Consider the following 24,447-nt stretch of genomic DNA (forward strand, 5'->3'; position numbering starts at 1 on the left):
ATGGAGACGACGAGCGTTAAGCCGCAATTTTCCGAAGCCGCCAAGGCGGAAATTGAGCGCATCTGCAAGCAATACCCAACGGAGCGCCGTAAGTCGGCGTTGCTGCCGGTGCTGCACATTGCGCAGGCCGAATTTGGCGGTTGGGTAAGCCCTGAAGTGCAGGATTTGGTGGCTGAGGTTATCGGCATCAAACCCATTGAGGTGTACGAGGTGTCGTCTTTCTACACCATGTTCAACCTCAAGCCCGTAGGCAAGCACGTGCTGGAAATCTGCCGCACGGGTCCTTGCATGCTGCGCGGCTCCGACGAGCTGACTGCCCACTTAGAGCGCATCACCGGCGCCAAAGTGAACGGCGCTACTTCTCCCGATGGCCTCTTTACGCTCAAGGAAGTGGAGTGCTTAGCTGCTTGCGGCTTTGCCCCCATCGTGCAGGTTCGGGAGAAATACTACGAGCAGTTGGATACTCCGGCTGCGGTAGATGCCATGCTCACCGACCTACGCAACCAAGTGCACCGTCCGGCTTTGCCGTGGGAAGAAACCGGCTTGCCGAACGCCCTGGCTAACAATTAACGTCTTTCAGCCAACCGCTACAACCTATGGGACGCAAACTGCTGACCGAACATATTAACGTTGAAGGCATCGACACCTTTGAGGTATACCGCAAACACGGCGGTTACCGCTCGGTGGAAAAAGCGCTGAAGACGATGACCCCCGATGAGGTGGTGGAAGAAGTGAAGAAGTCGGGCCTACGTGGGCGCGGCGGCGCTGGCTTCCCTACCGGTATGAAGTGGAGCTTCCTGGCCAAGCCAGAAGGGGTACCACGCTACCTCGTCTGCAACGCCGACGAATCGGAGCCCGGCACTTTCAAGGACCGACAATTGATGTCGAAACTGCCACACTTGCTGGTAGAAGGCATGATTACGAGTTCGTACGCGCTTGGCGCAAATACCTCGTACATCTACATCCGCGGCGAGTTGTTGTACGTGCTGCGCATTCTGGAAAAAGCTATTGCAGAAGCATATGCCGCTGGTTTCCTCGGGAAAAACATCTTGGGTTCCGGCTACGACCTCGACCTGTTTGTGCACCCCGGTGGCGGCGCTTATATCTGCGGCGAAGAAACTGCCTTGCTGGAATCATTGGAAGGTAAGCGCGGCAACCCGCGCAACAAGCCGCCATTCCCGGCCGTGCAGGGTCTCTACGCCCGCCCAACGGTAGTAAACAACGTGGAGTCTATTGCGGCCGTGCCGGTTATCGTGAACGATGGCGGTGAAGAATACGCAAAGATTGGCGTTGGCCGGAGCACGGGCACCAAGCTATTTTCGGCTTGCGGCCACCTCAATAAACCCGGTATTTACGAAATCGAGTTGGGCTTGCCGGTTGAGGAATTTATCTACTCTGATGAATACTGTGGCGGTATTTGGAAAGGTCGCGACCTGAAAGCTGTAGTAGCGGGTGGTTCGTCCGTTCCGATTTTGCCCAAAGAACTCATCCTGAAAACGGCTGCTGGTGAGCCTCGCCTTATGAGCTACGAGTCGCTTTCAGATGGTGGCTTCGTGACGGGTACTATGCTTGGCTCGGGTGGCTTCATTGCTATGGACGAGACGACCTGCATCGTGCGCAACACCTGGAGCTTCTCCCGCTTTTACCACCACGAGTCGTGCGGGCAATGCTCGCCTTGCCGTGAGGGTACGGGCTGGCTGGAAAAAGTGCTGCACCGTTTGGAGCACGGCCACGGTCACATGGAAGATATCGACTTGCTGGTGAGTGTCGCTAAGCAAATCGAGGGCAACACCATTTGCCCACTTGGGGAAGCCGCGGCCTGGCCAGTAGCCGCCGCTGTGCGCCACTTCCGCGACGAGTTCGAGTGGCACGTGACCCACGCCAAGGAAGCCGCCAAACCTGGTGCGGTATATCAGGGCAAATCGGTGCTGGTATAATATTAGAACGTCATGCAGAGGCGCAGCCCAAGCATCTCGCGTGGCGTCGTTGACAATAGTAATTCCATCGTCATTCGGGCGAGATGCTTCGCTCCGCTCTGCATGACAGACGATTTTCGATAATGGCTAAAATAACTTTCGATGGCATCGAGGTGGAAGTTCCAGACGGAACGACCATCCTCAACGCAGCCCGCCAAATCGGTGGTAGCATCGTGCCTCCGGCCATGTGCTACTACACGCCGCTGAAAGGCTCGGGTGGCAAGTGCCGCGCTTGCTTGGTGCGTGTAGCCGCTGGCTCCACCAAAGACCCACGCCCGATGCCCAAACTAGTGGCATCGTGCGTAACCCCGGTGCAGGACGGTATGGTGGTCGAAAACACCACATCCGAACAGGTACTGGATGTTCGCAAAGGCATCGTGGAGATGCTGCTCATCAACCACCCGCTGGACTGCCCCGTGTGCGACCAAGCGGGTGAGTGTGATTTGCAGAACTTCGCCTTCGAACACGGCGTGTCTACGACCCGCTACCAGGAAGAGCGCCGTACGTTCGAGAAAATCGACATCGGTCCGCTGATTCAACTGCACATGACGCGTTGCATCTTGTGCTACCGTTGCGTGTACACCGCCGACCAGATTGCCAAAGGCGACCGGGTACACGGTGTGTTAGGCCGTGGCGACGCGGCTGAAATCGGCACCTACATCGAGAACATCATCGACAACGACTTCTCTGGCAATGTCATCGACGTATGCCCGGTAGGTGCCCTCACCGACAAAACCTTCCGCTTCAAGCAACGCGTGTGGTTCACAAAACCCGTGAATGCGCACCGTGACTGCCCAAAGTGTGCCGGCAACGTAACGCTCTGGTACAAAGGCCAAGACGTATTGCGCGTTACAGGCCGGAAAGACCAGTATGGCGAAGTGAAGGAGTGGATTTGCAACGAATGCCGCTTCGATAAAAAAGAAACGGCAGACTGGACTATCGAAGGACCGGCACATATCGACCGTTCTTCGGTAATTTCGGCCAACCACTACGAACTGCCCGTGCTCAACCAGTCGGTAATAGCCGACTTGCCCGAAAGCACGCAGCGCGACCTAGAAAAGAATCCTCCACTAAAGTTAGGGTAAGCGAGTTACCGGTTTAGAGCTACCAGTTGCTATTTTGACAACGCTGGGGCTCGTTAAAGCTGGCAACTGGTAACTGACAATTATCGACTAAAATGATTGAACTACCCACCCTTGGTTGGCAATCCATCGTCATCTTCGTTGTGTTCGCGCTTTCGTTGCTGATAGCAACGTACTGCACGTACGCAGAGCGCGTTATTGCGGCCTTCTTGCAAGACCGGGTTGGTCCGGACCGCGCAGGTCCTTACGGCTTGGCGCAGCCCTTGGCCGATGCCGTGAAGATGTTCACGAAAGAAGAATTCTTCCCCGGCGGCGCCAACAAAGCGCTGTTTGTATTTGGCCCTTGCTTGGCCATGATTACGGCTCTGATGTCGTCGGCGGTAATTCCGTTTGGCAACCACATCAGCTTCGGCAACAACGCCTTCTTCCTGCAAGGCATTGAGGTGAACATCGGAATGCTGTGGGTGTTCGGAGTGGTATCGTTGGGCGTGTACGGCGTGATGATTGGTGGTTGGGCTTCCAACAACAAATTCTCGCTGCTCGGCGCTATCCGGGCCGCTTCGCAAAACATCAGCTACGAACTGGCCATGGGCTTATCGCTGATTGCGGTGTTGATGATTTCGGGCACGCTTTCGTTGCGCGAAATCACGCTGCAACAGTCGTCGGAAGGTGCTTTCGTGTGGCAAGACATCTTCAACTGGAACATTATGAAGCAGCCTTTAGGCTTCATTATCTTCCTAGTGTGCGCCTTCGCTGAAACCAATCGGACACCATTTGACTTGCCAGAGTGCGAAACCGAATTAGTAGGTGGTTACCACACCGAGTACTCGTCGATGAAATTGGGCTTGTATCTGTTCTCGGAGTACGTGAACATCTTCGTGGTTTCGGCCGTTATGAGCGTGCTGTACTTCGGTGGCTTCAACTTCCCTTTCCAATACGAACTGCGTGACTGGTTGGCGAGCAGCCAGGGTTGGGAATTGGCTTCGGCCCAAAACCTGATTACAGCGCTTGGCACTGTACTGCTGTTCGGTAAAATCTTCGCCTTTATCTTCTTCTTCATGTGGATTCGCTGGACTCTCCCGCGCTTCCGCTACGACCAACTGATGCGCCTCGGCTGGACCATCCTGATTCCGTTGGCCGTTATCAACATCCTTATCACCGGCGGCCTCATCACGTTCGGGGTGATTAAGTAACTGAACTGACTCATGCAGCCTCTCACCAATAGAGCCAAGAAACTAGAAAAGAAGCCGATGACACTGGCGGAGCGGGCTTATCTGCCGGCTATCTTCCAGGGCCTAAGCATCACGATGCGCCACTTCTTTATGAAGAAGGCCACCGTGCGTTACCCCGAAGAGGTGCGTCCTTTCTCCCCTATCTTCCGTGGCCTGCACGTGCTTAAGCGCGACGAACAGGGTCGGGAGCGATGCACGGCCTGCGGCCTTTGTGCCGTAGCTTGCCCTGCCGAAGCTATTACGATGGTTGCTGGCGAGCGTAAGAAAGGCGAAGAAGGCCTTTACCGCGAGGAGAAGTACGCCATCAGCTACGAAGTGAACATGCTGCGGTGCATCTTCTGCGGCCTCTGTGAAGAAGCCTGCCCGAAAGCTGCGGTATACCTCCAAGCCGATAAAATGGCTCCCCCACGCTTCGAGCGCGACGAGTTTATTTACGGTAAAGACCGCCTCGTAGAGCCCGTTGATCCTACCAAACGTTCGGAGCGCGGCATCCAGCTCACGCCAGAGCAAGCCGAGGCTCTCCGCAACAAGATGGTTCAGCAACCGGCGTAACTACTACATTTGTCGTCCCAAGCAAAGCGAAAGAATTTGCGAGCTTAGGACAACAAAAAACATCTGCAATGTCTCCACTCTTCCTCTTTCTGTCCTTCGTAGCACTGCTAAGTGCGCTAGGCGTGGTGTTTGCCAAGAACCCGATACATAGTGTATTGTTCTTGATTTTGACGTTCTTTTCGCTCTCAGGACACTATCTGTTGTTGAACGCACAGTTCTTGGCGGCTGTGAACATCATTGTGTATGCTGGTGCTATTATGGTACTGTTCCTGTTCGTGATTATGTTCCTGAACCTGAACGTAGATACAGAACCGCATAAGCCAGCTCTAGCTAAAATTGCGGCAGCCATTGCCGGCGGCTCGCTTTTTGTCATTATGATTGTGGCGTTGCGCGACATCCAACTACCAGCCGTAAACGGTACTGCATTCGACTCGCAGATTGGCATGGTTGACAAGCTTGGTATGGTGCTGTTTACCACCTATAAGCTACCATTTGAATTGGCTTCCATCCTGCTACTAGTAGCTATGGTAGGAGCCGTAATGCTAGGCAAGCGCGAAACCGGCGAACGACATTTTTAGAGACAGTAAACTTGATAAAAGAAAAGCGGCAACTGAAATCAGTTGCCGCTTTTCTTTTATACGTTACACCGATACCTGCTGAGGCTCTTCGGGGGCAGGGCGACGCATCCAAGCAGGGCCGCAGGTGGCGCGCATTTTCTGGCGGAACTTCTCTTGTTCCTCTGGAGATAAGCTAGCCATACGGGATTCCATCTTTTCGCGCATCATTTTGCGGCGGCGGGCCCAAGCTCCAGAGCGTCCGCCGCGGCCCCAGCCTCCGAATAAAATTCGGGAAAGCACTAACAGGCCTAGCGTTTGCCAAAAGTTGATGACAGGGCCGTTGAATAACTCCGGAACAAGCCGGTTCCAGAGAGTCATGGTAACGAAGCCGACGACGGCCACGAACAGACCGCCCAGCAGGATGAATTTGAGGCCAACTAGAGGCCGGAAAGAACGATTCATTGGGTTGAGTTACTAAAAAACGTCGGTTGACGAAAGAAGCATCTCGCTAATGCTATTCCTCTTTTTGTTTTCAACGTCAGCACGCGAGATGCTTCGATAAGCTCAGGCATGACGTTTTTAGGATGTTAATCAGTGAAAAGCTCCGTGTAAAGCTTTTGCAGCCGCTTACGCAAGTGTTGCACAGCGTAGTGCTTGCGCGAAATCAAGGTTTTGAGTGGAACTCCTGTTTCCTCCTCCATTTCGCGGAAGGTTTTATCTTCCAGTTCGTGCCAGATAAACACTTCACGCTGGGCGGCGGGCAGTTCAGCCAGCGCGTCGGACAGGGCTTCCATCAGCGTCTCGCGGAGTAGCCGGTTTTCTGGAGCATCATCAGGGGCAGGCAGAATGTCGGCGAGCAGAAGGGAGTTTTCCTCATCGCCGGAGAAGCCGCGGGCCAACTCATCCTCCAGCGAAGTTGTTTTCTTACGGCGGTAGAGGTCGGTGATTTTGTTGCGGGCCACCCGGAACAACCAAGCGGCGGCTTGCTCTACCGGCTTGAGTACTCGGTAGCTTTCTACCAGTTCGGCAAAGACGTCTTGCAATACGTCTTCCGCCTCAGCGGGGTCGGGGATGCGGCGACGGATGAACTGCAACAGCCGGCCGCGCTGCGCGCGCACGGCCTCCTGTATCTGCTGGTCCTGGTGGCCGGCCGTCATCGGTAGCGTCATGGTGAGGGGTAGCGTTTCCATTCTGCTAACACAGACGAACGACGCTGAAAAATACTTCATTGGTTCTGTATTTTCTCTGGTCAGCCAGCTTTGCCAGGCAGCGGCAACCACCCATCTATTAGCTAGCACCAACGCCACTAACCTGGCAAGTACAGATCGTTTTGCCCTACATTATAAGGGTATAAGGGATTTACTCCCGAGAAGCCAGGCCGTAGCATGCTATTTAAGAGTGGCGTTTTCCAATTTTCAGGATACCTTTGCCAGCCTATTCATTACGGCTGCGCTCTGGCGTGCCGCTTCTTTTTCGCCGTCAACTGCCCCGCATGGATCAGAACATACCGCAGGTTATTCAAACGGTTCCGCTTCAATACTACGTTTTCTTCGCCACGGCGCTTTTTGCCATCGGAGTAATCGGGGTGCTTACCCGGCGGAACGCCATCATCATCTTTATGTGCATAGAGCTGATGCTGAACGCGGTAAACGTGCTACTAACAGCCTTTGCAGCGTATCGTTCTGATGCCAATGGCCAGGTTTTCGTGTTCTTCATCATGGCTGTGGCCGCTGCCGAAGTAGCGGTAGGGCTGGCCATCATCGTCATGATTTACCGCAACCTGCAGAATACTGACGTCAATCTGTTAAACCGACTGAAGTTCTAGTTTTGGGTCTTGGAGGCTTGAGGACTTAGGAGCTTGGTTGATGTTCAGCATCAGCCGAGAAATCCCAGCCCTTGAGCCCCCAGGCCCCCAAGACCCTATTATATGCAAGAAACCGTTCTACCTGCCGCCAGCGCCCCGTATGCTACGTTTCTGTACGTACTGATTCCGCTGCTACCTTTCCTGGGCTTTCTGATTAACGGGCTACTCAACAAGCGCCTCTCCGGCACGGTAGCCGGCGCCATCGGCAGCTTGGCGGTGCTGGGCTCGTTCGCCATTTCGGTGTTCCTGTTCCTGAACTTTCAGTATCAGTACACCGTCACGCTGTTCAACTGGATTTCGGTGGGCTCGATGCAGATTCCCTTCTCCTACCAAATCGACCAGCTCAGCTTGATTATGCTGCTGCTCGTAACGGGAGTGGGTTTCCTGATTCATGTGTACAGCATCGGCTATATGCACCACGACGAGAACGTGGGCAAGTTTTTCAGCTTCCTGAACCTATTCGTGTTCAGTATGCTAGTGCTGGTGCTGGGCGCCAACTTCGTGATTCTGTTTATTGGCTGGGAAGGTGTGGGGCTCTGCTCCTACCTACTTATTGGCTTCTGGAACAAGAACACCAGCTACAACAACGCTGCCAAGAAGGCCTTCATCATCAACCGGGTCGGTGACTTGGGCTTCCTGCTCGGCATCTTCCTGATTTACCTGACCTTCGATTCGGTGCAGTACGCCGAGGTATTCCAGAAGGCCTCGGCCATGCAGATTGGCACTATGACCGTTACGGCCATTACGCTGCTGCTGTTCGTAGGTGCAATGGGCAAGTCGGCTCAGCTGCCGCTTTACACCTGGCTGCCCGACGCCATGGCCGGCCCTACCCCAGTATCGGCCCTGATTCACGCGGCCACCATGGTAACGGCGGGTATCTACATGATTCTGCGCGCCAACGTGCTGTTCACGCTGGCGCCCCATACGCTGGAAGTTATTGCCATCATTGGGGCGGCTACGGCCTTGTTTGCCGCCACTATTGGTCTGGCCCAAAATGACATCAAAAAGGTATTAGCCTATTCCACCGTTTCGCAGTTGGGCTACATGTTCTTGGCCCTGGGCGTAATGGGCTATAGCACCAGCTTATTTCACGTGCTAACCCACGCCTTCTTCAAAGCCTTGATGTTCTTGGGCGCGGGCTCGGTGATTCACGCTATGAGCAACGAGCAGGATATGCGCCGCATGGGTGGCCTACGCAAGGCCCTGCCCATTACGTTTATCACCTTCCTGATTGGCTGTTTGGCCATTGCTGGCATTCCGCCATTCTCGGGTTTCTTCTCGAAAGATGAAATCCTACTGCACGCCTTTGAGCACAGTAAGGTGCTGTACGCTGTGGGCTTGTTTACGGCCTTCCTGACGGCGTTCTACATGTTCCGTTTGCTGTTCCTGACCTTCTTCGGCGAATTCCGGGGTACTGAGGAGCAGAAACACCACCTACATGAGTCGCCGGCTTCTATGACGCTGCCGCTCGTTGTGCTGGCTATTCTGGCCGCCGTGGGTGGTTTCATGAACGCCCCGTTCTTTCTGGGTGAAGACCACGCCTACCTTGCCAACTACCTCGCACCACTCTTTACGTACTCGCAACGCCTCAATCCGGCTGCCTTCACTGTGCACGCCGACCACGCCACCGAGCTGATGCTCATCGGCCTGTCGGTGGGTGCGGGTGTGCTGGGCATCGTGCTAGCCTACGTGCAGTACGTGAGCCGTGGGGTGCGGCCAGCTGAGGAAGAAGCACAACGCTCGGCCCCAGAAAACCTGGTGTACCACAAATACTACATCGACGAACTGTACAACGCCCTATTCGTGCGCCCAACCATGTGGCTCTCGAAAGGCTTGCACCGCTACGTAGAGCAAGGCGTCATCGACCCTATTGTGAACAGCTTTGGCCGCGTTACCATGGGCGGCGGGAAATTGCTGCGCTACGTGCAAACCGGCTCGGTGGAAACCTATCTGATTCTGATGGTAGTCGGTATCGTGCTGATACTGGCGCTGAACTCCGGGAGGCTGTAGGAATACACCTTCCCATCTTTCGCTTAAACTGTCGTCGGCTGATCAGAGACCTTTCTTCTATCAGTTTGCACGCCTTCGGAACAACCTGCTTAGCTAATGCTCACAGTTCTCCTTCTACTCTGGCCCGTTGCGGCCGCCCTGCTTCTGCACTTCTTCAAAGGCAGTGCTGCCCGCGTGGCGGCATTTGGCGCGGCCTTGGTTGAGTTCGTGCTGGCAACGTACGTAGCCATTACGTTCAACAGCAGCAGCACCGACCAATTCTCGGTCAATCTGCCCTGGATTGCATCGGCGGGTATCAACTTTCATGTGGGAATGGATGGTTTGAGCTTACTGTTGGTGCTGCTCACTACTTTCCTAGTGCCAATCATTCTGCTGGCTTCTTTTCGCCGCAGCTTTGAAAATGCCTCGGCATTTTATGCTCTGGTGCTGTTCATGGAAACCGGGTTGATAGGCGTATTCACGGCGCAAGATGCCTTTCTGTTCTACTTCTTCTGGGAAGTGGCCCTCATTCCGATTTACTTCCTGGCCGGCGTGTGGGGCGGCATCAATCGCGCCAAGGTCACATTCAAGTTTTTTCTGTACACCATCGTTGGTTCGCTGTTCATGTTGGCGGGCTTTGTATACCTCTACTTCCAGACTGGCCCCGCCGCCAACGGCCTCGCGGCGCACAACTCCGACCTAGCTTCGTTCTATAATCTAAGCTTGAGCGCGCAGGAGCAATCCTGGCTGTTCTGGCTGATTTTTGCGGCCTTCGCCGTGAAGATGCCCATCTTCCCCTTCCACACTTGGCAGCCCGATACCTACACCGAGTCGCCGGCTCCGGCTACCATGCTGCTCTCGGGCATCATGCTGAAAATGGGTATCTACGGTTGCATGCGCTGGCTGCTGCCCGTAGTGCCACTCGGCGTGAGCCAGTGGCAGAACCTAGTCCTAATCCTGTCGATTATCGGCATCATCTACGGCGCCATCATTGCCATTCGGCAGCAGGATGTAAAGCGGCTTATTGCTTACTCGTCGCTCTCCCATGTGGGACTCATGGCGGCCGGGGTGTTCTCGCTCACCCAAATTGGTTTGCAGGGTGCTAGCATTCAGATGCTGGCTCACGGCGTGAACGTAGTAGGCATGTTCTTCATTGCCGACTGCATTGAGCGCCGTACCAACACCCGCCTGATTCCGGACCTGGGCGGCCTCACCCGCCGCACCCCCTTGCTGACGGTGTGCTTCCTGGTGCTGCTGCTGGGGACGGTGGCACTGCCCCTCACCAACGGATTTGTAGGCGAGTTCCTGCTGCTCGGCGGTGTGTACCAGTATAACGCCTGGATGGGCGCTGTAGCCGGTATTACCATCATTCTGGCGGCCGTGTACCTATTGCGCATGTTCCAGCGCGTGATGCTTGGCCCCGACTCGTCATTCTCGGAAACCATCACCGACTTGACCGGCGCGGAGCTGGCCGTGCTGGTGCCGCTTATCGTGCTGGTCTTCTGGATTGGCTTGTTCCCGAATACGTTCCTGCACCTGTCGGAAGGCAGTGTGATGGGAATCCTCAGTGAGGTAGTGAAACGATAAATTGCCTGTAGCGCGAGGCCTTTGCTTCGCGTATCGTTGCACGACTGCCCCGGCTGCTTGCCCCTCGTCCAACGATATAAATGATACGCGAAGTGAAGACTTCGCGCTACATCCAACGCCCGCCCATGTTTGCAATTGTTCTTCTCTCTGTTTTTGGCCTTGGCAACCTCTTTCTAGGGTTCCTGCGCTCCAACCGGATTCTGCTGCCAGCCGCCATGCTCATGCTGGGCACGGTCCTGACGGTGAATTTCCTCGACTGGAATGCCGGCCCACAGTCGTTTTTCAACGGCATGCTCATCGTCGATAACTTCTCGGTGGTGTTTACCGGCATTGTGGTGCTCACAGCGCTGCTGCTGATACCTTTTTCTGAGCAATACGTGCTCGACGGGCAGCCCAACCTAGCCGAATACTACTCGCTGCTGCTGTTTTCGCTGGTGGGCGCCATCATGATGGTGGCTTACAATCACTTACTGATGCTGTTTTTGGGCATTGAAATCCTGAGTGTGGCCATGTATGTGCTGGCAGGAGCTCAGAAAACTAACTTGCGTTCCAACGAAGCGGCTCTGAAGTATTTTCTGATGGGCGCGTTTGCTACGGGTATCCTGCTGTTCGGGGTGGCGCTGGTGTACGGCGCTACTGGCACCTTCGAGCTGGCCAACATCCGGTTTGCCGTGCAGAATCCCACCAACGCCTCCCTTACCCCGATGCTCTACATTGGGATGCTGATGATGCTGATTGGCATCGGCTTTAAGGTCTCGGCCGCGCCTTTCCACTTCTGGACCCCCGACGTGTATGAGGGCACCCCTACCTTCTTCACGGCGTTTATGAGCACGGTGGTAAAAACTGCCGGCTTCGCGGCCTTCCTGAAACTGCTGGTGCAGGCTTTTCCAGCAGCTTCGGCGCAGGGCTTGTGGTTGCCTACGCTTACCGCCATGTGCGTGCTTACGCTAGCCATCGGCAACGTGGGCGCGGTAGCGCAAAACAGCGCCAAGCGTATGCTGGCCTACTCCAGCGTGTCGCACGCTGGCTACCTGCTTATCGGACTTGTGGCATTCAATGGTGAGTTGGAAGGCGCATCGGCCAACAGCATTTTCTTTTATTCGCTGGCTTATTCGGTAGCTACGGTGGCGGCCTTCGGCGTGCTGAAACTGGTATCGGAGCAGCGCATGCGCGAAGATTACGACGGGCTGAACGGCCTGGCCAAAACCAATCCGCTACTGGCCTTCGTGCTGACGGTGGCCATGCTTTCCTTAGCTGGCATTCCACTTACAGGCGGCTTTTTCGGCAAGTTCTTCGTGTTTTCGGCCGCCGTTGAAAACGGGCACATTGGCTTGGTGGTATTTGCTGTGGTGATGTCGATGGTGAGTATTTATTACTACCTGCGCCCCATCATTGCCATGTATATGCGCGATACCGATGCCGATACGGCCGAGCCCTTGCAGGTAAGCGGGTTTCAGTCGGCCGCGTTTCTGCTGCTGGCTTTGCTGACCGTGGTACTAGGCGTGTTGCCGGGTATTATAGCCGGTATCCTGTAGCCTCTAGGTTATTTAATTACTCAGCGAAGAGCGGCTTACGGGCCGCTCTTTTCTTTTGAAGCAGCCGCCACTTTGCTCCTGGCTTCTCCTGACTTCACCAACTCAGCAGCTTTTTGTGCCTATGCCCCTAACCACTTCCTCCGTTTTGTTGCAGCGGCTCAGCATTATTTGTCTGATATGGGTGCTACCGTTTCATGGCGCACTGGCGCAGGTAGGGCCCGCCACAACGGCTAGTGTTCCGGAGCAGTCATTCGAGGCTTTTTGGCATGCGTTTCGTGACCATTACGCTTTCTTCCCGCAGAAACAGGTTGATTGGGAAGCCACTTACGCCACCTACCGCCCGCAGGTAAGCGCCCAGACCACGGACTCGGAACTGGTGGCCATCTTCCGGCAGATGGTGGAGCCCCTGCACGACGGGCACATCACTATTGCGCGCGGCGAAACGATGCTATATAAGGGCGAAAGCACCCGCAATTCTTTCAAGCAAATCTTCAAAAGCGTGCAGCCTCAGTTTTGGCAGGTTGCTCACCAGCAACTACAGGCTGCTGGTTTCGCGCCGGTTCAGGCCAGTGGCCCCGTCTTCAAGGAAAAGCCTTTGCTGTATACCACCCGCACGGCAACGGTTGGCTACCTGCATCTGACGCGCTTCTTCGCTGAGGCTAAAGGTGTGATGGGCACGGCAGCCCAGGAAAAGCGCGACGCCAAGCTGCTAGAAAAACACGTTTCCAAAGCCTTGGCGCAGATGGCAGATTGTCAGGTGCTGCTGATCGACGTGCGCGACAATGGCGGCGGCCACAGTGGTTACGAACTAGCCGGCCGATTCAGCGACCAGCGTGTCCTAGCCAACTATAAAGCCATCAGGCAAGCTGGCAGTTATGAGCAATTTGGAGAGCCCCAGGCGTTTTACCTGACTCCCGCGAAAGGTCCGCGCTTCACAGGCTCGGTGGTACTGCTCACCAGCGACCAAACAGCCAGCGCCGCCGAGGATTTCACGCTGGCGCTGGCCCAACGCCCCCAGGTTGTACGGGTGGGCACCGCTACTAAGGGCATGCTTTCCGATATGTACGGCACCCGGCTGCCAAATGGGCTGGAAATCACCCTATCCAATCAGCGCTACACTACGCCACAAGGCCAAGTACTGGAGGACGTGGGCGTTGCGCCAACTGTGTTCGTGGAGAACACGCTACCGGACCTGGAGCGGCAACACGACGCTGTGCTGGCGCAAGCCCTGAAGGAAGCCCGTAAACTCACTCGGTAGCGCTGGTTTATGTGCAACGCTGCTGCCCGCCACTAGCTTTTGGTCAGCCCCTCCCGCAGTGCTTTGCTTACGGCCTCGGTCATGGAACGCACATGCAGTTTCTCGTAGATTTTTTTGATATGCGACCGGACAGTATCAATGCTGATGCTGCGGTCGGCGGCAATCATCTTGTAGCTGTAGCCCTCCACCAGCAGCCCCAGAATCTCCTGCTCGCGGGCACTCAGGTTGGCGTGCGACTCTTCGGCGGGGCGGCGGGGTAGCGCTTTCGGGAACAGGCGTAATACCTGCCGGGCAATGGCGGGCGTCATGGGCGCGCCGCCGGCCCGCACTTCGCCAATAGCATCGAGCAGCCGCACCGGGGATGTTTTCTTGAGTAGATACCCGTCGGCGCCAGCACAGATGGCATCAAACACTCGGTCGTTTTCCTCGAACACGGTCAGCATCACCACATTGATATCGGGCGCTACGGCCTTGATGCGGCGCAACCCCTCAATACCAGTGCAGCCGGGCATGTCGATATCCATAAGCACCACATCGGGGCGCAGGCGCTCCATGTCAGCCTGAGCTTGCATGCAGTTGCCAATTGCGCCGACCAGCTCCAGCCCCGGTGCCCCCGACAAAAGCTGGCTCAAACTGGTGCGTAAGTCCGCATTGTCTTCGTAAATAAGTACACGGGTAACGGTTGGCATGTGGCTGGCTGTAAGGATTACGCGCAGCTAATATACAGCCCCCATTCCTCCGGCGCGACTACATAATGATGTGAGATGAATAAGTGGATGGATGGTGTACAGTCACCCATCCATTCACTTATTTACTCTCCTCCGAGCGGTACTTTGAGGTGGAGGGTGGTCCCGTGGCCAGGGGCAGTATCAAGGGTGAGCTGGCCGTGGAGGGCAGCGGCCCGGCTACGCATGTTAGCGAGGCCGTTGCCGCCACCCTGCGCCGGGTTGGCAGGGTCAAAACCAATGCCGTCGTCCTGCACGGTGAGGTGAAGGTGGCCGTGTTGATAGGCGAGCAGGATGCTGGCGTGCTGGCACCGGGCGTATTTTGCCAGGTTGTTGATGGCTTCCTTGAACAGCAGAAAAAACTCGCGGCGGGCCTGCATACCCAGCTTCTGGCCCTGCACCGACGGCTCGACCCGGAACGTGAAATCGATACCACGGGCCTCCAGCACCTCAGAGGCGAAGCTGCGCATGCGGGCCGTTACGTCTTCCAGCGCGTCGTGGTCGGGGTTGATGGCCCACACGATGTCGTCCATGGCATCGAGCATGCGGCGCGACGAGTCGCCAATCTGGTCGAGGAGGACGGCGGCCTGGTCGGGGCGGTGCTGCTGCTGATGGGTGCGGGCAATCTGGCTGAGAATGGAAATGCTGCTGAGCGTGGAGCCCATGTCGTCGTGCAGGTCGCGGGCAATGCCGTGGCGGACCCGCTCCAGGGCCAGCAATTGCGTTACCCGCATTCGGTAGGCCATGAATAGCAGCCCAAACACCACCCAACTTATTCCCACCTGAAACCACCACGTTCGGTACCAAGGCGGCGCCACCACAATCTGCAAGGCCACCCCTTGTGGGTTCCAAACGCCGTCGTTGTTGGTGGCGCGCACCCGGAACGTGTAGGTGCCAGGGTCGAGGTTGGTGTAAGTGGCTTCGCGGCGCCGGCCGGCCGGAATCCAGTTTTTATCGAAGCCCTCGAGTTGATATACATACCGGTTTTTTTCGGGTAGCTGGAAGTTGAGGGCCGCAAATTCCAGCGAGAAGAAATTGTCTTGGGGCGCTAGCAACAGCATCCGGCGCTCGGTAATGGCAGTATCGGGTAGCTCTATGGCACGATTGAATTTGCGGAAGGCGGTTAGCACCACCGGAGGCGCAACGGGGTTGGTGTGCACCACTCCGGGCCGGAAAGCAACCACGCCATTGACGCCTCCGAAATATAGTTGGCCCGCCTTACTCCGGTGGCATGCTGCGGCATTAAATTCGTCCTGCAACAAACCGTCGCGCTCATCAAATGTGTGAAACTGCTGGGTGCGGGGCGAGAAGCGGGCCAGCCCTTTGTTGGTGGACAGCCACAGGTTGCCCCTAGGGTCTTCCAGCATGCCATACACAACATCATTGGGCAAACCCTGCGCTTCGCGGAACGTGGTAAATCGGCCTCGTTGGGGGTCATCGAGTCGGGCAAATCCCCCTCCTTCGGTACCTACCCAAATAGTACCACGCCGGTCTTGCAGAATACTGCGAACCGAGTTGCTGCTGAGGCTGTGCGGGTTGCGGCCATCGGCCCGGAACGTGGTGAATTGGTTGGTCTGGGCGTTGTAGCGGCTTAGTCCGCCGCCACCAGTAGCCACCCAAAAACGCCCCTGCCGGTCTTGAAAAGTAGCTCGCACAAAATTATTGGGCAGGCTGTTAGGATTATTAGGATCGTGGCGGAACGTGGTGAAGCGTTTGGTAGCGGGGTTATAGCAACTGAGGCCGCCGCCATTGTGCCCCACCCACAAACAGCCCTGCCGGTCTTCATACACCGACTGAATCATGTCGTCGGCCAAGGAGTTGGGCTGGGCTGGATTGTGCCGGTAGTGAATGAAACGGGTGCTGCCGGGCTCTAGGCAGTCGAGGCCCTGGTTCTGAGTGCCCACCCACAGCCGCCCGTACCTATCGAAACACAACGCGCGCACGTAATCCTGAGCGATACTGCCAGGGTTGGTGGGGCGGTGGCGGAACTGCTGGCGGCGGCCGGTGGCGGGGTCATAGCAAATGATACCCTGTTCCTCGGTGCCCACCCACACGCGGCCGGCCATATCTGAGTTTACGGCCCAAACTGGCCCAGCGGCCCCCGTAGGCAAACTAGTGAAAGGTGTGGGCTTCAGGCTGGCGCAACTCAGCCCGGCTTCGGTGCCCACCCACAACAGCCCCGACCGGTCTTGGCCCAAAGCCTGCACCGTGTTTTCGGGTAGGCTGTGCTGGCTGCGGGGCTGGTGCTGCACTCGGCTGAAGGTACCCGTAGCAGTTTCGTAGCGGCACAGTCCTTCGGTAGTGCCCACCCATATCGTACCGGCTTGATCTTCAAACACCTTTTTTATGGCTGCTAGGGGCAGGCTGCCCAAGCGGTTAGCGGCGGGCTGAAAGCTACGGACGGGTTCACCATCGGCGGGCCGGTAGCGCAGCAGCCCCGTATCGGTGCCCACCCACAGGCCCCCAGCCCGGTCGGCGCATAAGGCCGTAACGATGCCAGCGGGTTGTAGGCGGACATCGGGCACAAGGCAGCCTTTGAGAGTGTCGAGGCGGCTGACGTGGCCTTCGCCGGTACCTACCCACACCACGCCTGCCCGATCCTGCGCTAGAGCCCGCACCGCGTTGCGCCGTATACTCATGGCCTGCGGCGAAGGCAAGTGCTGGAACCTGACGAAATGCTGGGTTCTGGGGTTGAAGCGGTGCAAGCCGCTTTCAGTACCGGCCCACACCCGCCCTTGCTTGTCGCAGAGCACGGTGGGTACAAAATTATCGGAGAGGCCACTGGAGTCGATGGGCGCGGCGCGGTAGGTGCGAAACTGATTGGTGCGAGGATTGTAGCGCGAAAGTCCACCACCCGTACCAGCCCACAGGTTGCCCTGGTGGTCTTGGCAAAGCGACAACACGTAGTTGCTGCCCAAGCTGGTGGGCTGCTGAGCATCGTTGCGGAAAGTGCGAAACCCTACCCCGTCGTAGCGGCTCAAGCCGTCCTGCGTGCCCACCCACAAAAAGCCCCGCCGGTCCTGCACTATGGCATACACACTGTTTTCAGCCAAGCCGTCGGCAGCAGTCAGCGTCCGGAAAACGGGCTCCACTGCCTGCGCACGCGCCGCGCCACGTGGTAGCACCAGCAAGCCCAACACCAGCAGCCAGATGTAAGTCGTTGTTTTCATGCCCGATACAGCCCCCGGCCCGAATGTATCGAATTACATCCGACAAGTTCTATACTTTTTCACCTGGCCCGCGGGCTACCGTCCCTGTAAGCGGCGCAGCACCTCTGCCCGAAACGTGCTACCTACCGGTACTTCCCGGCCATTCACCACCAGACTGTTGCCGCTCAGGCGCTCCACAAACTGCAAATTCACCAGGTAAGACTTGTGCACCCGCACAAATTGCGCGGCCGGCAGCTCACTTTCCATCTGCTTCATCGTTTCGGCGGTGAGCAACGTGCGGCCCGTGACGAGGTGGCACTTCACAAAGTTGCCGTAGCCTTCCACGCACCGCAATTCGGTGAAGCGCACCCGCTCCGTACCAACATCAGTTTTCAGAAACAGTGAATCGGGCGCGGGCGGGGCAACTACCGGCACGGCAACGGGCGGCGCGGCGGTGGGGTGCTGGTCGGGGGCGGAGGTGTGCAGGCGGGTGATGGTCTTGATGAACCGCTCGAATCGGATGGGCTTGAGCAGATAATCGGCCACGCCCAGCTCGAAGGCTTCCAAGGCGTGCGTGGCGTGGGCGGTGCACAGCACCACCTGCGGCGGCTGGGGCAAAGCCCGCAGCAGCTCCAGGCCAGTCAGTTCGGGCATGTCTACGTCCAGAAACAATACATCAACGGGCGTGGTGCGCAGCAGCGTGAGGGCCTCCACCGCGCCGTAGCAGCTGCTAACCCAGGTGGCCAGGCCGGGCACCCGGTCGAGGTAGGCGCGCAGCACGGTGTGGGCCAGCGGCTCATCATCCACGAGCAGGCAGCGTAGCGGCGCAGGAGCGGGCGAAGCAGACATCAGGCAAAGTGTAGGGTAAGTGTGGCGGTATAATGGGTGGCAGTGGCGTCGAGGGTAAGCTGGTGGCGCGCGCCCGGGTAGAACTGAAGCAGCCGGGACCGTAAATTCGGGAGTCCCAAGCCCGAAGGCGTAGGCCGAAAATGCGGCGGAATGCTGTTGTCGGTACGCAAGGTAAGGCTGGCTTTTGTTTGGGTGAGCGTGATACGGATGGTGTTTTCGCCGCTGGGGCCAATGCCATGCTTAAAGCAGTTCTCCACCAGCGGCAGCAGCAGCAGCGGCGCCAGCGGCTGGTCGGGGTACGGCAGGTCGGTGACGAATTCCACCTGCGTATTCTGGCGCAGACGCAGCTTTTCCAGCCCGATGTAGTTGGCTAGGTATTCGGCCTCGGTACCCACCGTTACCGAGGCCTGCCGGGAGCTGTCGAGCTGGTAGCGCATGAGGCCGGCGAGTTGCAGCAGCGCCTCCGGCATCTGGTCGGGGGCGGCCAAACTCAGGCCATAAAGGTTGTTGAGGGTGTTGAACAGGAAGTGCTGGTTGACTTGGGCTTTCAGTAAGCTCAGTTCGGTTTCAACTTGCAATGCGTGCAGCTTCTGCATCTGGGCCTGCCCTACTATACCACGGCGCACATAATGGGCGCTGCTGGCCAGCAGCACGGCCAAACAAAGGTTGCCCGCCGCCAGCCCAACCAGGTAAGCAGAAGTAACGGGCTGGTTACCTGAGCGGCTTACACTCACGTGCAGCAGGTGGTTGGCCGCTACCAGCAGTACTGCGCCAGCCAGCAAGCTCACCACGGCGGCCCCCGCATAGGCTCCGTAGCGCCGCTTTTCGAGCAGGTGTTTCAGCAGCCAAAAATGAGTGTAGATAACCAGCGCCGCCGTGGGCAGCAGCACCGCCATCCGGCGTAGCTTCTCGGGCGCGTAGGTGGGGTCGGAGGCAGCCAGCAACCCGGTGCAGGCCAGTACTGCGCCCCACACCAGCCCATGCCGGGTGGTGCGCAACTCAAGTAAAGAAGAGAAAGACATCAAGCAAAACTAGCGCCTGCACCTGCTCGGACTCAAATAAAGATGACGAACCGCGTTGGTCTGCCTGTAGAGGGCGTTGGTCATTTTTTGCAGGAGTTGGTCATCAAGAAATAGTACTTGGCGCTTCGTGTCTTCACCTTTAGCTGGCGGCTGGCTTCGGGCCCTTTCATGCAACTGTTGCTGCCTGGGTTCCATCCTGTTATCAGCCAGGTGTAATGCCCGCCCTCATTGCACGATTCAGCTTCTCAACCAGGTTTCACCTTTTCACTCCTTGCATATGGCGCTTACTATTAGCAACCTCACCAAAACCTACCCCAACGGCACCCAGGCCCTGAAGGGCGTCACGCTCACCATCCCGAACGGGATGTTTGGCCTACTCGGTCCTAACGGAGCTGGCAAATCCAGTTTGATGCGCACCATTGCTACTTTGCAGGACGCCGACACGGGCAGCATTTGGCTGGATGACCTGGATGTGCTGCGCGACAAAGAAGCCGTGCGACGCGTGTTGGGCTACCTGCCGCAGGAGTTTGGGGTGTATCCTAGCGTAAGCGCCGAGGAGCTACTCAACCACTTTGCCACGCTGAAAGGCATTGCGAGCAGCAAAGAGCGCAAAGAAATGGTAGCGGCGCTGCTGCACCAAACCAACCTATATGAGGTGCGCAAAAAGCACGTGGGCGGCTACTCGGGCGGCATGAAGCAACGCTTTGGCATTGCGCAGGCCCTGCTGGGCAACCCGCGCCTGATTATTGTGGATGAGCCCACCGCCGGCCTCGACCCCGCCGAGCGAAACCGCTTCCACAATCTGCTGTCTGAAATTGGCGAGAACCTGGTGGTTATTCTGAGCACCCACATCGTCAGCGACGTGTCGGATTTGTGCCGTCACATGGCCATCATCAACAAGGGCGAAGTGCTGCTTACCGGCGACCCGCTTTCGGTAATCAACAACTTGAAAGGTAAAATCTGGCGCAAGCTGATCGAGAAAACCGAGCTGCCGGCGCTGCAAGCCCGTCACCAGGTTATCAGCTCGCGCCTTTTCGCGGGCAAAACCGTGGTGCATATCCTGGCCGACTCAGCCCCCGATGGCGACTCTGAGGCCGTAGCGCCAGATCTGGAGGACGTGTATTTCGCGGAAATCAAGAAGTATGAGTCAGGGATTAAAAACGGGGTAGTAGCCTGAACCAGCTACTCCAACACGGTACGCCCGTTTCCTTCTTAATTCTCAATTCATATTTCTTACCTGGAAATGTTTCTCGCTATCTTTCTTTTCGAGCTGAAATACCGCCTCAAGCGGCCCGCTACCTGGATTTACTTTATTATCCTGTTTCTAATGGCCTTTCTGCTGGTGACGGCAGCGGGCGGCGGCTTCGGGGCGGGCGTCAACGTGAGCATCGGCGGCGACGGACAGGCAGTGAAAATCAACGCGCCTTTTTCCGTAACCATTACGGTGGCGGTGCTGAGCGTATTCGGGGTCATTATTGCGTCGTCGCTGATGGGCAACCCGGTGTACCGCGACTTTGAGTACCGCACGCACCCGCTGTTCTACACCACCCCCATCAGCAAAATTGGCTACCTGGGCGGGCGCTTCGTGGGCTCGTATCTTATTGCGGTGCTGGTATTTAGTGGCATTGGCGTGGGCGCCGGGCTGGCCAGCGTAATGCCTTGGCTGGAGCACGACCGGTTTCTGGCCAGTACGCCCCTGGGTACCTACGTGTGGCCTTACCTGATGATGGTGCTCCCCAACCTGCTATTTACGGGGGCCATCTTCTTCACCATGGCCACGCTCACGCGCAACATTCTGAGCACCTACATTGGGGCCGTACTGCTGCTGGTCGCCTACCTGGTTTCCACGGCCTATCTCGAAGACCTAAAGAACGAGCACCTGGTGGCCTCCCTGGATGCCTTTGGGCTGTCGGCGCTGAACTTCACTACCCGGTACTGGACGGCGGCCGAGAAAAACAGCCAACTCCTGCCGCTCTCCAGCTACCTGCTCCTCAACCGCGCCGTGTGGCTGAGTGTGGGGCTGGGGCTGCTGGCGTACTGCTACACCCGGTTCCGCTTTTCGGCGCTGGCCTCCGAGAAAGTTTCCCGGAAAGCCCGGCGCGAGCTGGCCGCCGAAGCGCAGGCTGAAGCGGGCGTAGCGCGGCCACTGGGCTTGCAGCTGCCCCGCGTCACGCAGGTGTTTTCGGGGGGCATGAGTCTGCGCCAGTGGTGGAGCCTGACCCAGCTGGAGTTTCGAGGCATTGTGCGCAGCCGCTACTTTGCGGCCATTGCGGGGGCGGGCGTTATTTTCCTGCTAGCCAACGCGTCGCAGGTGGGGAAGACGTTTGATACGCCCACGTTCCCGGTTACCAGCGAAGTGGTGCAGCTCACGCTGGGCTCGTTTTTTCTGTTTCAGCTGGCCATTATCATTTTCTATAGTGGCGAGCTGGTGTGGCGCGAGCGACAGGCCGGCGTGGCCCAGATTGCCGATGCCGTGCCGGTACCTAGCTGGGTACCCTTCCTGAGCAAGCTGATGGCGCTCTGGCTGGTGCAGGTGGTACTACTAACCATTGTTATGGTATGCGGCATCCTCATCCAGACGTTCAAGGGCTACTTCCACTACGAAATTCCGTTGTATTTACGGGCCCTGTTCCTGTTTCAGCTGCCTTTCCTGATGCTGATGTGCGTGCTGGCCATGGTTACGCAGGTGGTCGTCAACAACAAGTACCTGGGCTTTGCCGTGGTAGTGGTGTATTACGTGGCCAATATTTTCCGGGGTCAGCTGGGCCTGGGGCACCGGCTGCTGGGGTACGGGGGTGGCTCCAACCCGGGGCCCTACTCGGCGATGAACGGCTACGGCCACTTTTTGCCCGCTTTTTGGTGGACCAAGCTGCTGTGGGCGGGGGTGGCGCTGCTGCTGGTACTGGCGGCCACGCTGCTCTGGGTGCGCGGCACCGATACCACCGGTCGCCTGCAAGAAGCGCGCCGCCGCTGGAGCACAGGCAGCACGGCCACGCTGGTCCTAGGCTTGCTTATCAGCCTGGGAACGGGGGCATTCATTTTCTATAATACCAACGTGCTCAACGAGTACCGCAGTCCTAAAGAAAACGAAAAGCGACAAGTAGCCTACGAAAAGCAATACCGCCGCTACAAGAATGTGCGCCTGCCGCGCATTACGGCCGTCAGCCTCAACACCGACCTATATCCAAGTACCCGCGCCGTGCGGTTTCGGGGGCAGTTTATGCTGGTTAATAAGCACGCGCAGCCCCTCGATACCGTGATTGTAAGTGTGCCGGTGGAGCAGCACCCGCGCGTGCGCCACCTTGCGGTAGGAGCCCCTGGTCAGGCTACGCTGGCTTTGAACGATACCACTTTCGGCTTCCGCTTGTACCGGCTGGCTCGCCCGCTGGCTCCCGGCGACTCACTGCCGCTTGATCTGGATCTGTTTTATCAGGAGCGGGGCTTTCCCAATTCTGGTTCCAACACCGACCTGGTGTACAACGGCACCTTCATCAATAGTGGCTACTTGCCCGGCCTGGGTTACCGCGAAGATGCCGAGCTGTCGGGTGACCAGGACCGCAAAAACTACGGTCTGAAACCCAAGCCCCGCATGGCCAACGTGAACGATTTGAAGGCCCGCCAGAACACCTACATCAGCAACGACGCCGACTGGATTCGGTTCCGCACTACCGTCAGCACCGAGGCCGACCAAACGGCAGTTGCGCCCGGCTACCTGCGCAAGGAGTGGGTGCAGGATGGCCGCCGCTACTTCACCTACGTGATGGACCGGCCCATGCTCAACTTCTACACCTTCCTGTCGGCGCGCTACAAGGAGTATAAAGACCAATGGGTGGATTCGGTGGGGCAGCGCACTATTCCCATCACCATCTATTATCAGCCTGGTCACGAGTACAACCTCAAGCGCATGGCGGCGGGGGCCAAAGATGCTTTGGCGTATTGCTCGCGCAATTTTTCACCCTACCAGCACCAGCAATTGCGCATTCTGGAGTTTCCGCAGTATCAGGCGTTTGCGCAGAGCTTTGCCAACACGGTGCCGTTTTCCGAAGCCATTGGCTTTGTGGCCGACGTAGACGACCAGAACCCCGAAGACCTAAACTACCCCTACTACGTAACCGCTCACGAGGTGGCGCACCAATGGTGGGCGCATCAGGTAATTGGCGGCAACGTGCAGGGCAGCACCCTCATGGCTGAAAGCATGGCCGAATATTCGGCCCTCATGGTGCTCAGCCACCACAACGGCCCGACCACCATGCAACGGTTCCTGAAGTTCGATATGAACCGCTACCTGCAAGGGCGCGCCTTCGAGCAGAAAAAGGAAGTTCCTCTGGCTCTGGTTGAGAATCAGCAGTATATCCACTACCGCAAGGGTTCGGTGGTAATGTATGCCTTGCAAGACTACATGGGCGAGGCCAAGTTGAACGGCGCGCTGAAGCAATACGTGGCCGCCGTTGGCTACCAGCAACCGCCTTACACCAACTCGCCCGAGTTTATCGGCTACCTGCGCCGCGCCGCCCCCGATTCGCTGCAACCGTTCCTGACCGATATGTTCGAGCGTATCACGCTCTATGACAACCGCGTGACGGCCGCTACCGCCAAAAAGCTGCCCGACGGCCGCTATCAGGTCAACTTCACGGTCCGCAGCGAAAAGTTCTACGCCGATAGCCTCGGCAACCAACGCCCCACTCCTCTGCGCGACTATCTGCCGGTAGCCGTCTTCCCTGAACAAGGCAAAGACAAGAAGCCTGTGGCCCCGCTGCTCCTCACCAAGCGCCGCCTCGCCGCCGGCGACAACAAGCTGCAATTCATTGTGGCCCGGAAGCCCGCTACCGTCGCCGTCGACCCCTACCACGAAATCGTGGACCGCATCCTCGACGACAACGAAAAGGACGTGAAGTTGTAAGCCCACGGTTGCTGGCCTTCCGCTGAATTTTGCGGTGGCATCCGAACAAAAAAGTGCCGTTCCAGCCACGGAGCAGCGCTTTTTTGTTCGGATGCTTTATTGCGTTGGATACTCCTTCCACCAGTTCACCACCCGTACATAGCCAGACTTTTGTTTACGTACGAACTGTA

The 24,447-nt window shown here is 57.3% G+C and carries 19 protein-coding genes; 13 read left to right on the forward strand and 6 right to left on the reverse strand.

Features of this window, described 5'->3' with window-relative positions; genetic code table 11:
* The 6 genes from G536_RS0114735 (at position 1) to G536_RS0114760 (ending at position 5,420) form a co-directional block, all read left to right on the forward strand.
* Positions 1–570 (forward strand): NADH-quinone oxidoreductase subunit NuoE family protein, encoded by a 570-nt coding sequence (locus G536_RS0114735; protein WP_022824374.1) that lies wholly within the window; start codon positions 1–3, stop codon positions 568–570.
* Positions 571–596: 26 nt separating this feature from the next.
* Entirely contained in the window at positions 597–1,937 is a 1,341-nt protein-coding gene (nuoF, locus tag G536_RS0114740) for an NADH-quinone oxidoreductase subunit NuoF (RefSeq protein ID WP_026880202.1), read from the forward strand.
* Positions 1,938–2,059: 122 nt separating this feature from the next.
* A complete protein-coding gene (locus tag G536_RS0114745) occupies positions 2,060–3,061 on the forward strand; it encodes an NADH-quinone oxidoreductase subunit G (RefSeq protein WP_084708629.1) in 1,002 nt (333 codons plus the stop codon).
* A gap of 95 nt (positions 3,062–3,156) precedes the next feature.
* Positions 3,157–4,251 carry an NADH-quinone oxidoreductase subunit NuoH gene (gene nuoH / locus G536_RS0114750; protein WP_033370323.1) on the forward strand — a complete coding sequence of 365 codons (1,095 nt, stop codon included), beginning with the start codon at positions 3,157–3,159 and terminating at the stop codon, positions 4,249–4,251.
* Between the two features lie 12 nt (positions 4,252–4,263).
* Positions 4,264–4,842 (forward strand): NuoI/complex I 23 kDa subunit family protein, encoded by a 579-nt coding sequence (locus tag G536_RS0114755; RefSeq protein ID WP_022824378.1) that lies wholly within the window; start codon positions 4,264–4,266, stop codon positions 4,840–4,842.
* A gap of 68 nt (positions 4,843–4,910) precedes the next feature.
* The gene (locus tag G536_RS0114760; protein WP_022824379.1) at positions 4,911–5,420 is read left to right on the forward strand and encodes an NADH-quinone oxidoreductase subunit J family protein; all 510 of its coding nucleotides are present in this window, start codon (positions 4,911–4,913) and stop codon (positions 5,418–5,420) included.
* 63 nt (positions 5,421–5,483) lie between these two features.
* Here G536_RS0114760 and G536_RS28060 read toward each other — a convergent pair whose 3' ends face one another.
* Both G536_RS28060 and G536_RS0114770 read right to left on the reverse strand, forming a co-directional pair.
* The gene (locus G536_RS28060) at positions 5,484–5,861 is read right to left on the reverse strand and encodes a hypothetical protein (RefSeq protein ID WP_022824380.1); all 378 of its coding nucleotides are present in this window, start codon (positions 5,859–5,861) and stop codon (positions 5,484–5,486) included.
* A 125-nt stretch (positions 5,862–5,986) separates the two neighbouring features.
* On the reverse strand, positions 5,987–6,589 hold the full coding sequence (locus tag G536_RS0114770; RefSeq protein WP_245575834.1) for an RNA polymerase sigma factor: 603 nt from the start codon (positions 6,587–6,589) through the stop codon (positions 5,987–5,989).
* Positions 6,590–6,891: 302 nt separating this feature from the next.
* On the opposite strand from G536_RS0114770, the gene nuoK reads away from it, so the two are divergent.
* From nuoK to G536_RS0114795, 5 genes are all read left to right on the forward strand, one after another.
* Positions 6,892–7,224, forward strand: a complete 333-nt coding sequence (gene nuoK, locus G536_RS0114775) for an NADH-quinone oxidoreductase subunit NuoK (RefSeq protein WP_022824382.1) — start codon at positions 6,892–6,894, stop codon at positions 7,222–7,224.
* Between the two features lie 102 nt (positions 7,225–7,326).
* A complete protein-coding gene (gene nuoL, locus G536_RS0114780; RefSeq protein WP_022824383.1) occupies positions 7,327–9,273 on the forward strand; it encodes an NADH-quinone oxidoreductase subunit L in 1,947 nt (648 codons plus the stop codon).
* 96 nt (positions 9,274–9,369) lie between these two features.
* Positions 9,370–10,839, forward strand: a complete 1,470-nt coding sequence (locus G536_RS0114785; protein WP_022824384.1) for a complex I subunit 4 family protein — start codon at positions 9,370–9,372, stop codon at positions 10,837–10,839.
* A gap of 125 nt (positions 10,840–10,964) precedes the next feature.
* The gene (locus G536_RS0114790; RefSeq protein ID WP_026880205.1) at positions 10,965–12,374 is read left to right on the forward strand and encodes an NADH-quinone oxidoreductase subunit N; all 1,410 of its coding nucleotides are present in this window, start codon (positions 10,965–10,967) and stop codon (positions 12,372–12,374) included.
* 121 nt (positions 12,375–12,495) lie between these two features.
* Positions 12,496–13,632 carry a S41 family peptidase gene (locus G536_RS0114795; protein ID WP_022824386.1) on the forward strand — a complete coding sequence of 379 codons (1,137 nt, stop codon included), beginning with the start codon at positions 12,496–12,498 and terminating at the stop codon, positions 13,630–13,632.
* A gap of 32 nt (positions 13,633–13,664) precedes the next feature.
* On the opposite strand, the gene G536_RS0114800 is transcribed toward G536_RS0114795, so the two are convergent.
* From G536_RS0114800 to G536_RS30750, 4 genes are all read right to left on the reverse strand, one after another.
* On the reverse strand, positions 13,665–14,321 hold the full coding sequence (locus G536_RS0114800) for a response regulator (protein ID WP_022824387.1): 657 nt from the start codon (positions 14,319–14,321) through the stop codon (positions 13,665–13,667).
* A 122-nt stretch (positions 14,322–14,443) separates the two neighbouring features.
* Positions 14,444–17,527 carry a sensor histidine kinase gene (locus tag G536_RS0114805; RefSeq protein WP_022824388.1) on the reverse strand — a complete coding sequence of 1,028 codons (3,084 nt, stop codon included), beginning with the start codon at positions 17,525–17,527 and terminating at the stop codon, positions 14,444–14,446.
* Between the two features lie 75 nt (positions 17,528–17,602).
* On the reverse strand, positions 17,603–18,355 hold the full coding sequence (locus tag G536_RS0114810) for a LytR/AlgR family response regulator transcription factor (RefSeq protein ID WP_022824389.1): 753 nt from the start codon (positions 18,353–18,355) through the stop codon (positions 17,603–17,605).
* Positions 18,355–19,377 carry a sensor histidine kinase gene (locus tag G536_RS30750; protein WP_084708630.1) on the reverse strand — a complete coding sequence of 341 codons (1,023 nt, stop codon included), beginning with the start codon at positions 19,375–19,377 and terminating at the stop codon, positions 18,355–18,357. Before G536_RS30750 ends, G536_RS0114810 begins: the two co-directional genes overlap by 1 nt.
* Positions 19,378–19,654: 277 nt before the next feature.
* On the opposite strand from G536_RS30750, the gene G536_RS0114820 reads away from it, so the two are divergent.
* Complete coding sequence (locus tag G536_RS0114820; RefSeq protein ID WP_022824391.1) at positions 19,655–20,554, forward strand: ABC transporter ATP-binding protein; 900 nt, start codon at positions 19,655–19,657, stop codon at positions 20,552–20,554.
* Between the two features lie 66 nt (positions 20,555–20,620).
* Entirely contained in the window at positions 20,621–24,277 is a 3,657-nt protein-coding gene (locus G536_RS0114825) for an ABC transporter permease/M1 family aminopeptidase (RefSeq protein ID WP_022824392.1), read from the forward strand.
* Positions 24,278–24,447: the final 170 nt, after the last annotated feature.

Source organism: Hymenobacter norwichensis DSM 15439 (assembly GCF_000420705.1).
Taxonomy (GTDB): domain Bacteria; phylum Bacteroidota; class Bacteroidia; order Cytophagales; family Hymenobacteraceae; genus Hymenobacter; species Hymenobacter norwichensis.

What these genes read in the sequence shown, in the direction of transcription:
- G536_RS0114735 (WP_022824374.1), top strand. Translation starts at nt 1, where the DNA reads ATGGAGACGACGAGCGTTAAGCCGCAATTTTCCGAAGCCGCCAAGGCG.
- nuoF (WP_026880202.1), top strand. Translation starts at nt 597, where the DNA reads ATGGGACGCAAACTGCTGACCGAACATATTAACGTTGAAGGCATCGAC.
- G536_RS0114745 (WP_084708629.1), top strand. Translation starts at nt 2,060, where the DNA reads ATGGCTAAAATAACTTTCGATGGCATCGAGGTGGAAGTTCCAGACGGA.
- G536_RS0114755 (WP_022824378.1), top strand. Translation starts at nt 4,264, where the DNA reads ATGCAGCCTCTCACCAATAGAGCCAAGAAACTAGAAAAGAAGCCGATG.
- G536_RS0114760 (WP_022824379.1), top strand. Translation starts at nt 4,911, where the DNA reads ATGTCTCCACTCTTCCTCTTTCTGTCCTTCGTAGCACTGCTAAGTGCG.
- G536_RS28060 (WP_022824380.1), bottom strand. Translation starts at nt 5,861, where the DNA reads ATGAATCGTTCTTTCCGGCCTCTAGTTGGCCTCAAATTCATCCTGCTG.
- G536_RS0114770 (WP_245575834.1), bottom strand. Translation starts at nt 6,589, where the DNA reads ATGGAAACGCTACCCCTCACCATGACGCTACCGATGACGGCCGGCCAC.
- nuoK (WP_022824382.1), top strand. Translation starts at nt 6,892, where the DNA reads ATGGATCAGAACATACCGCAGGTTATTCAAACGGTTCCGCTTCAATAC.
- nuoL (WP_022824383.1), top strand. Translation starts at nt 7,327, where the DNA reads ATGCAAGAAACCGTTCTACCTGCCGCCAGCGCCCCGTATGCTACGTTT.
- G536_RS0114785 (WP_022824384.1), top strand. Translation starts at nt 9,370, where the DNA reads ATGCTCACAGTTCTCCTTCTACTCTGGCCCGTTGCGGCCGCCCTGCTT.
- G536_RS0114790 (WP_026880205.1), top strand. Translation starts at nt 10,965, where the DNA reads ATGTTTGCAATTGTTCTTCTCTCTGTTTTTGGCCTTGGCAACCTCTTT.
- G536_RS0114795 (WP_022824386.1), top strand. Translation starts at nt 12,496, where the DNA reads ATGCCCCTAACCACTTCCTCCGTTTTGTTGCAGCGGCTCAGCATTATT.
- G536_RS0114800 (WP_022824387.1), bottom strand. Translation starts at nt 14,321, where the DNA reads ATGCCAACCGTTACCCGTGTACTTATTTACGAAGACAATGCGGACTTA.
- G536_RS0114805 (WP_022824388.1), bottom strand. Translation starts at nt 17,527, where the DNA reads ATGAAAACAACGACTTACATCTGGCTGCTGGTGTTGGGCTTGCTGGTG.
- G536_RS0114810 (WP_022824389.1), bottom strand. Translation starts at nt 18,355, where the DNA reads ATGTCTGCTTCGCCCGCTCCTGCGCCGCTACGCTGCCTGCTCGTGGAT.
- G536_RS30750 (WP_084708630.1), bottom strand. Translation starts at nt 19,377, where the DNA reads ATGTCTTTCTCTTCTTTACTTGAGTTGCGCACCACCCGGCATGGGCTG.
- G536_RS0114820 (WP_022824391.1), top strand. Translation starts at nt 19,655, where the DNA reads ATGGCGCTTACTATTAGCAACCTCACCAAAACCTACCCCAACGGCACC.
- G536_RS0114825 (WP_022824392.1), top strand. Translation starts at nt 20,621, where the DNA reads ATGTTTCTCGCTATCTTTCTTTTCGAGCTGAAATACCGCCTCAAGCGG.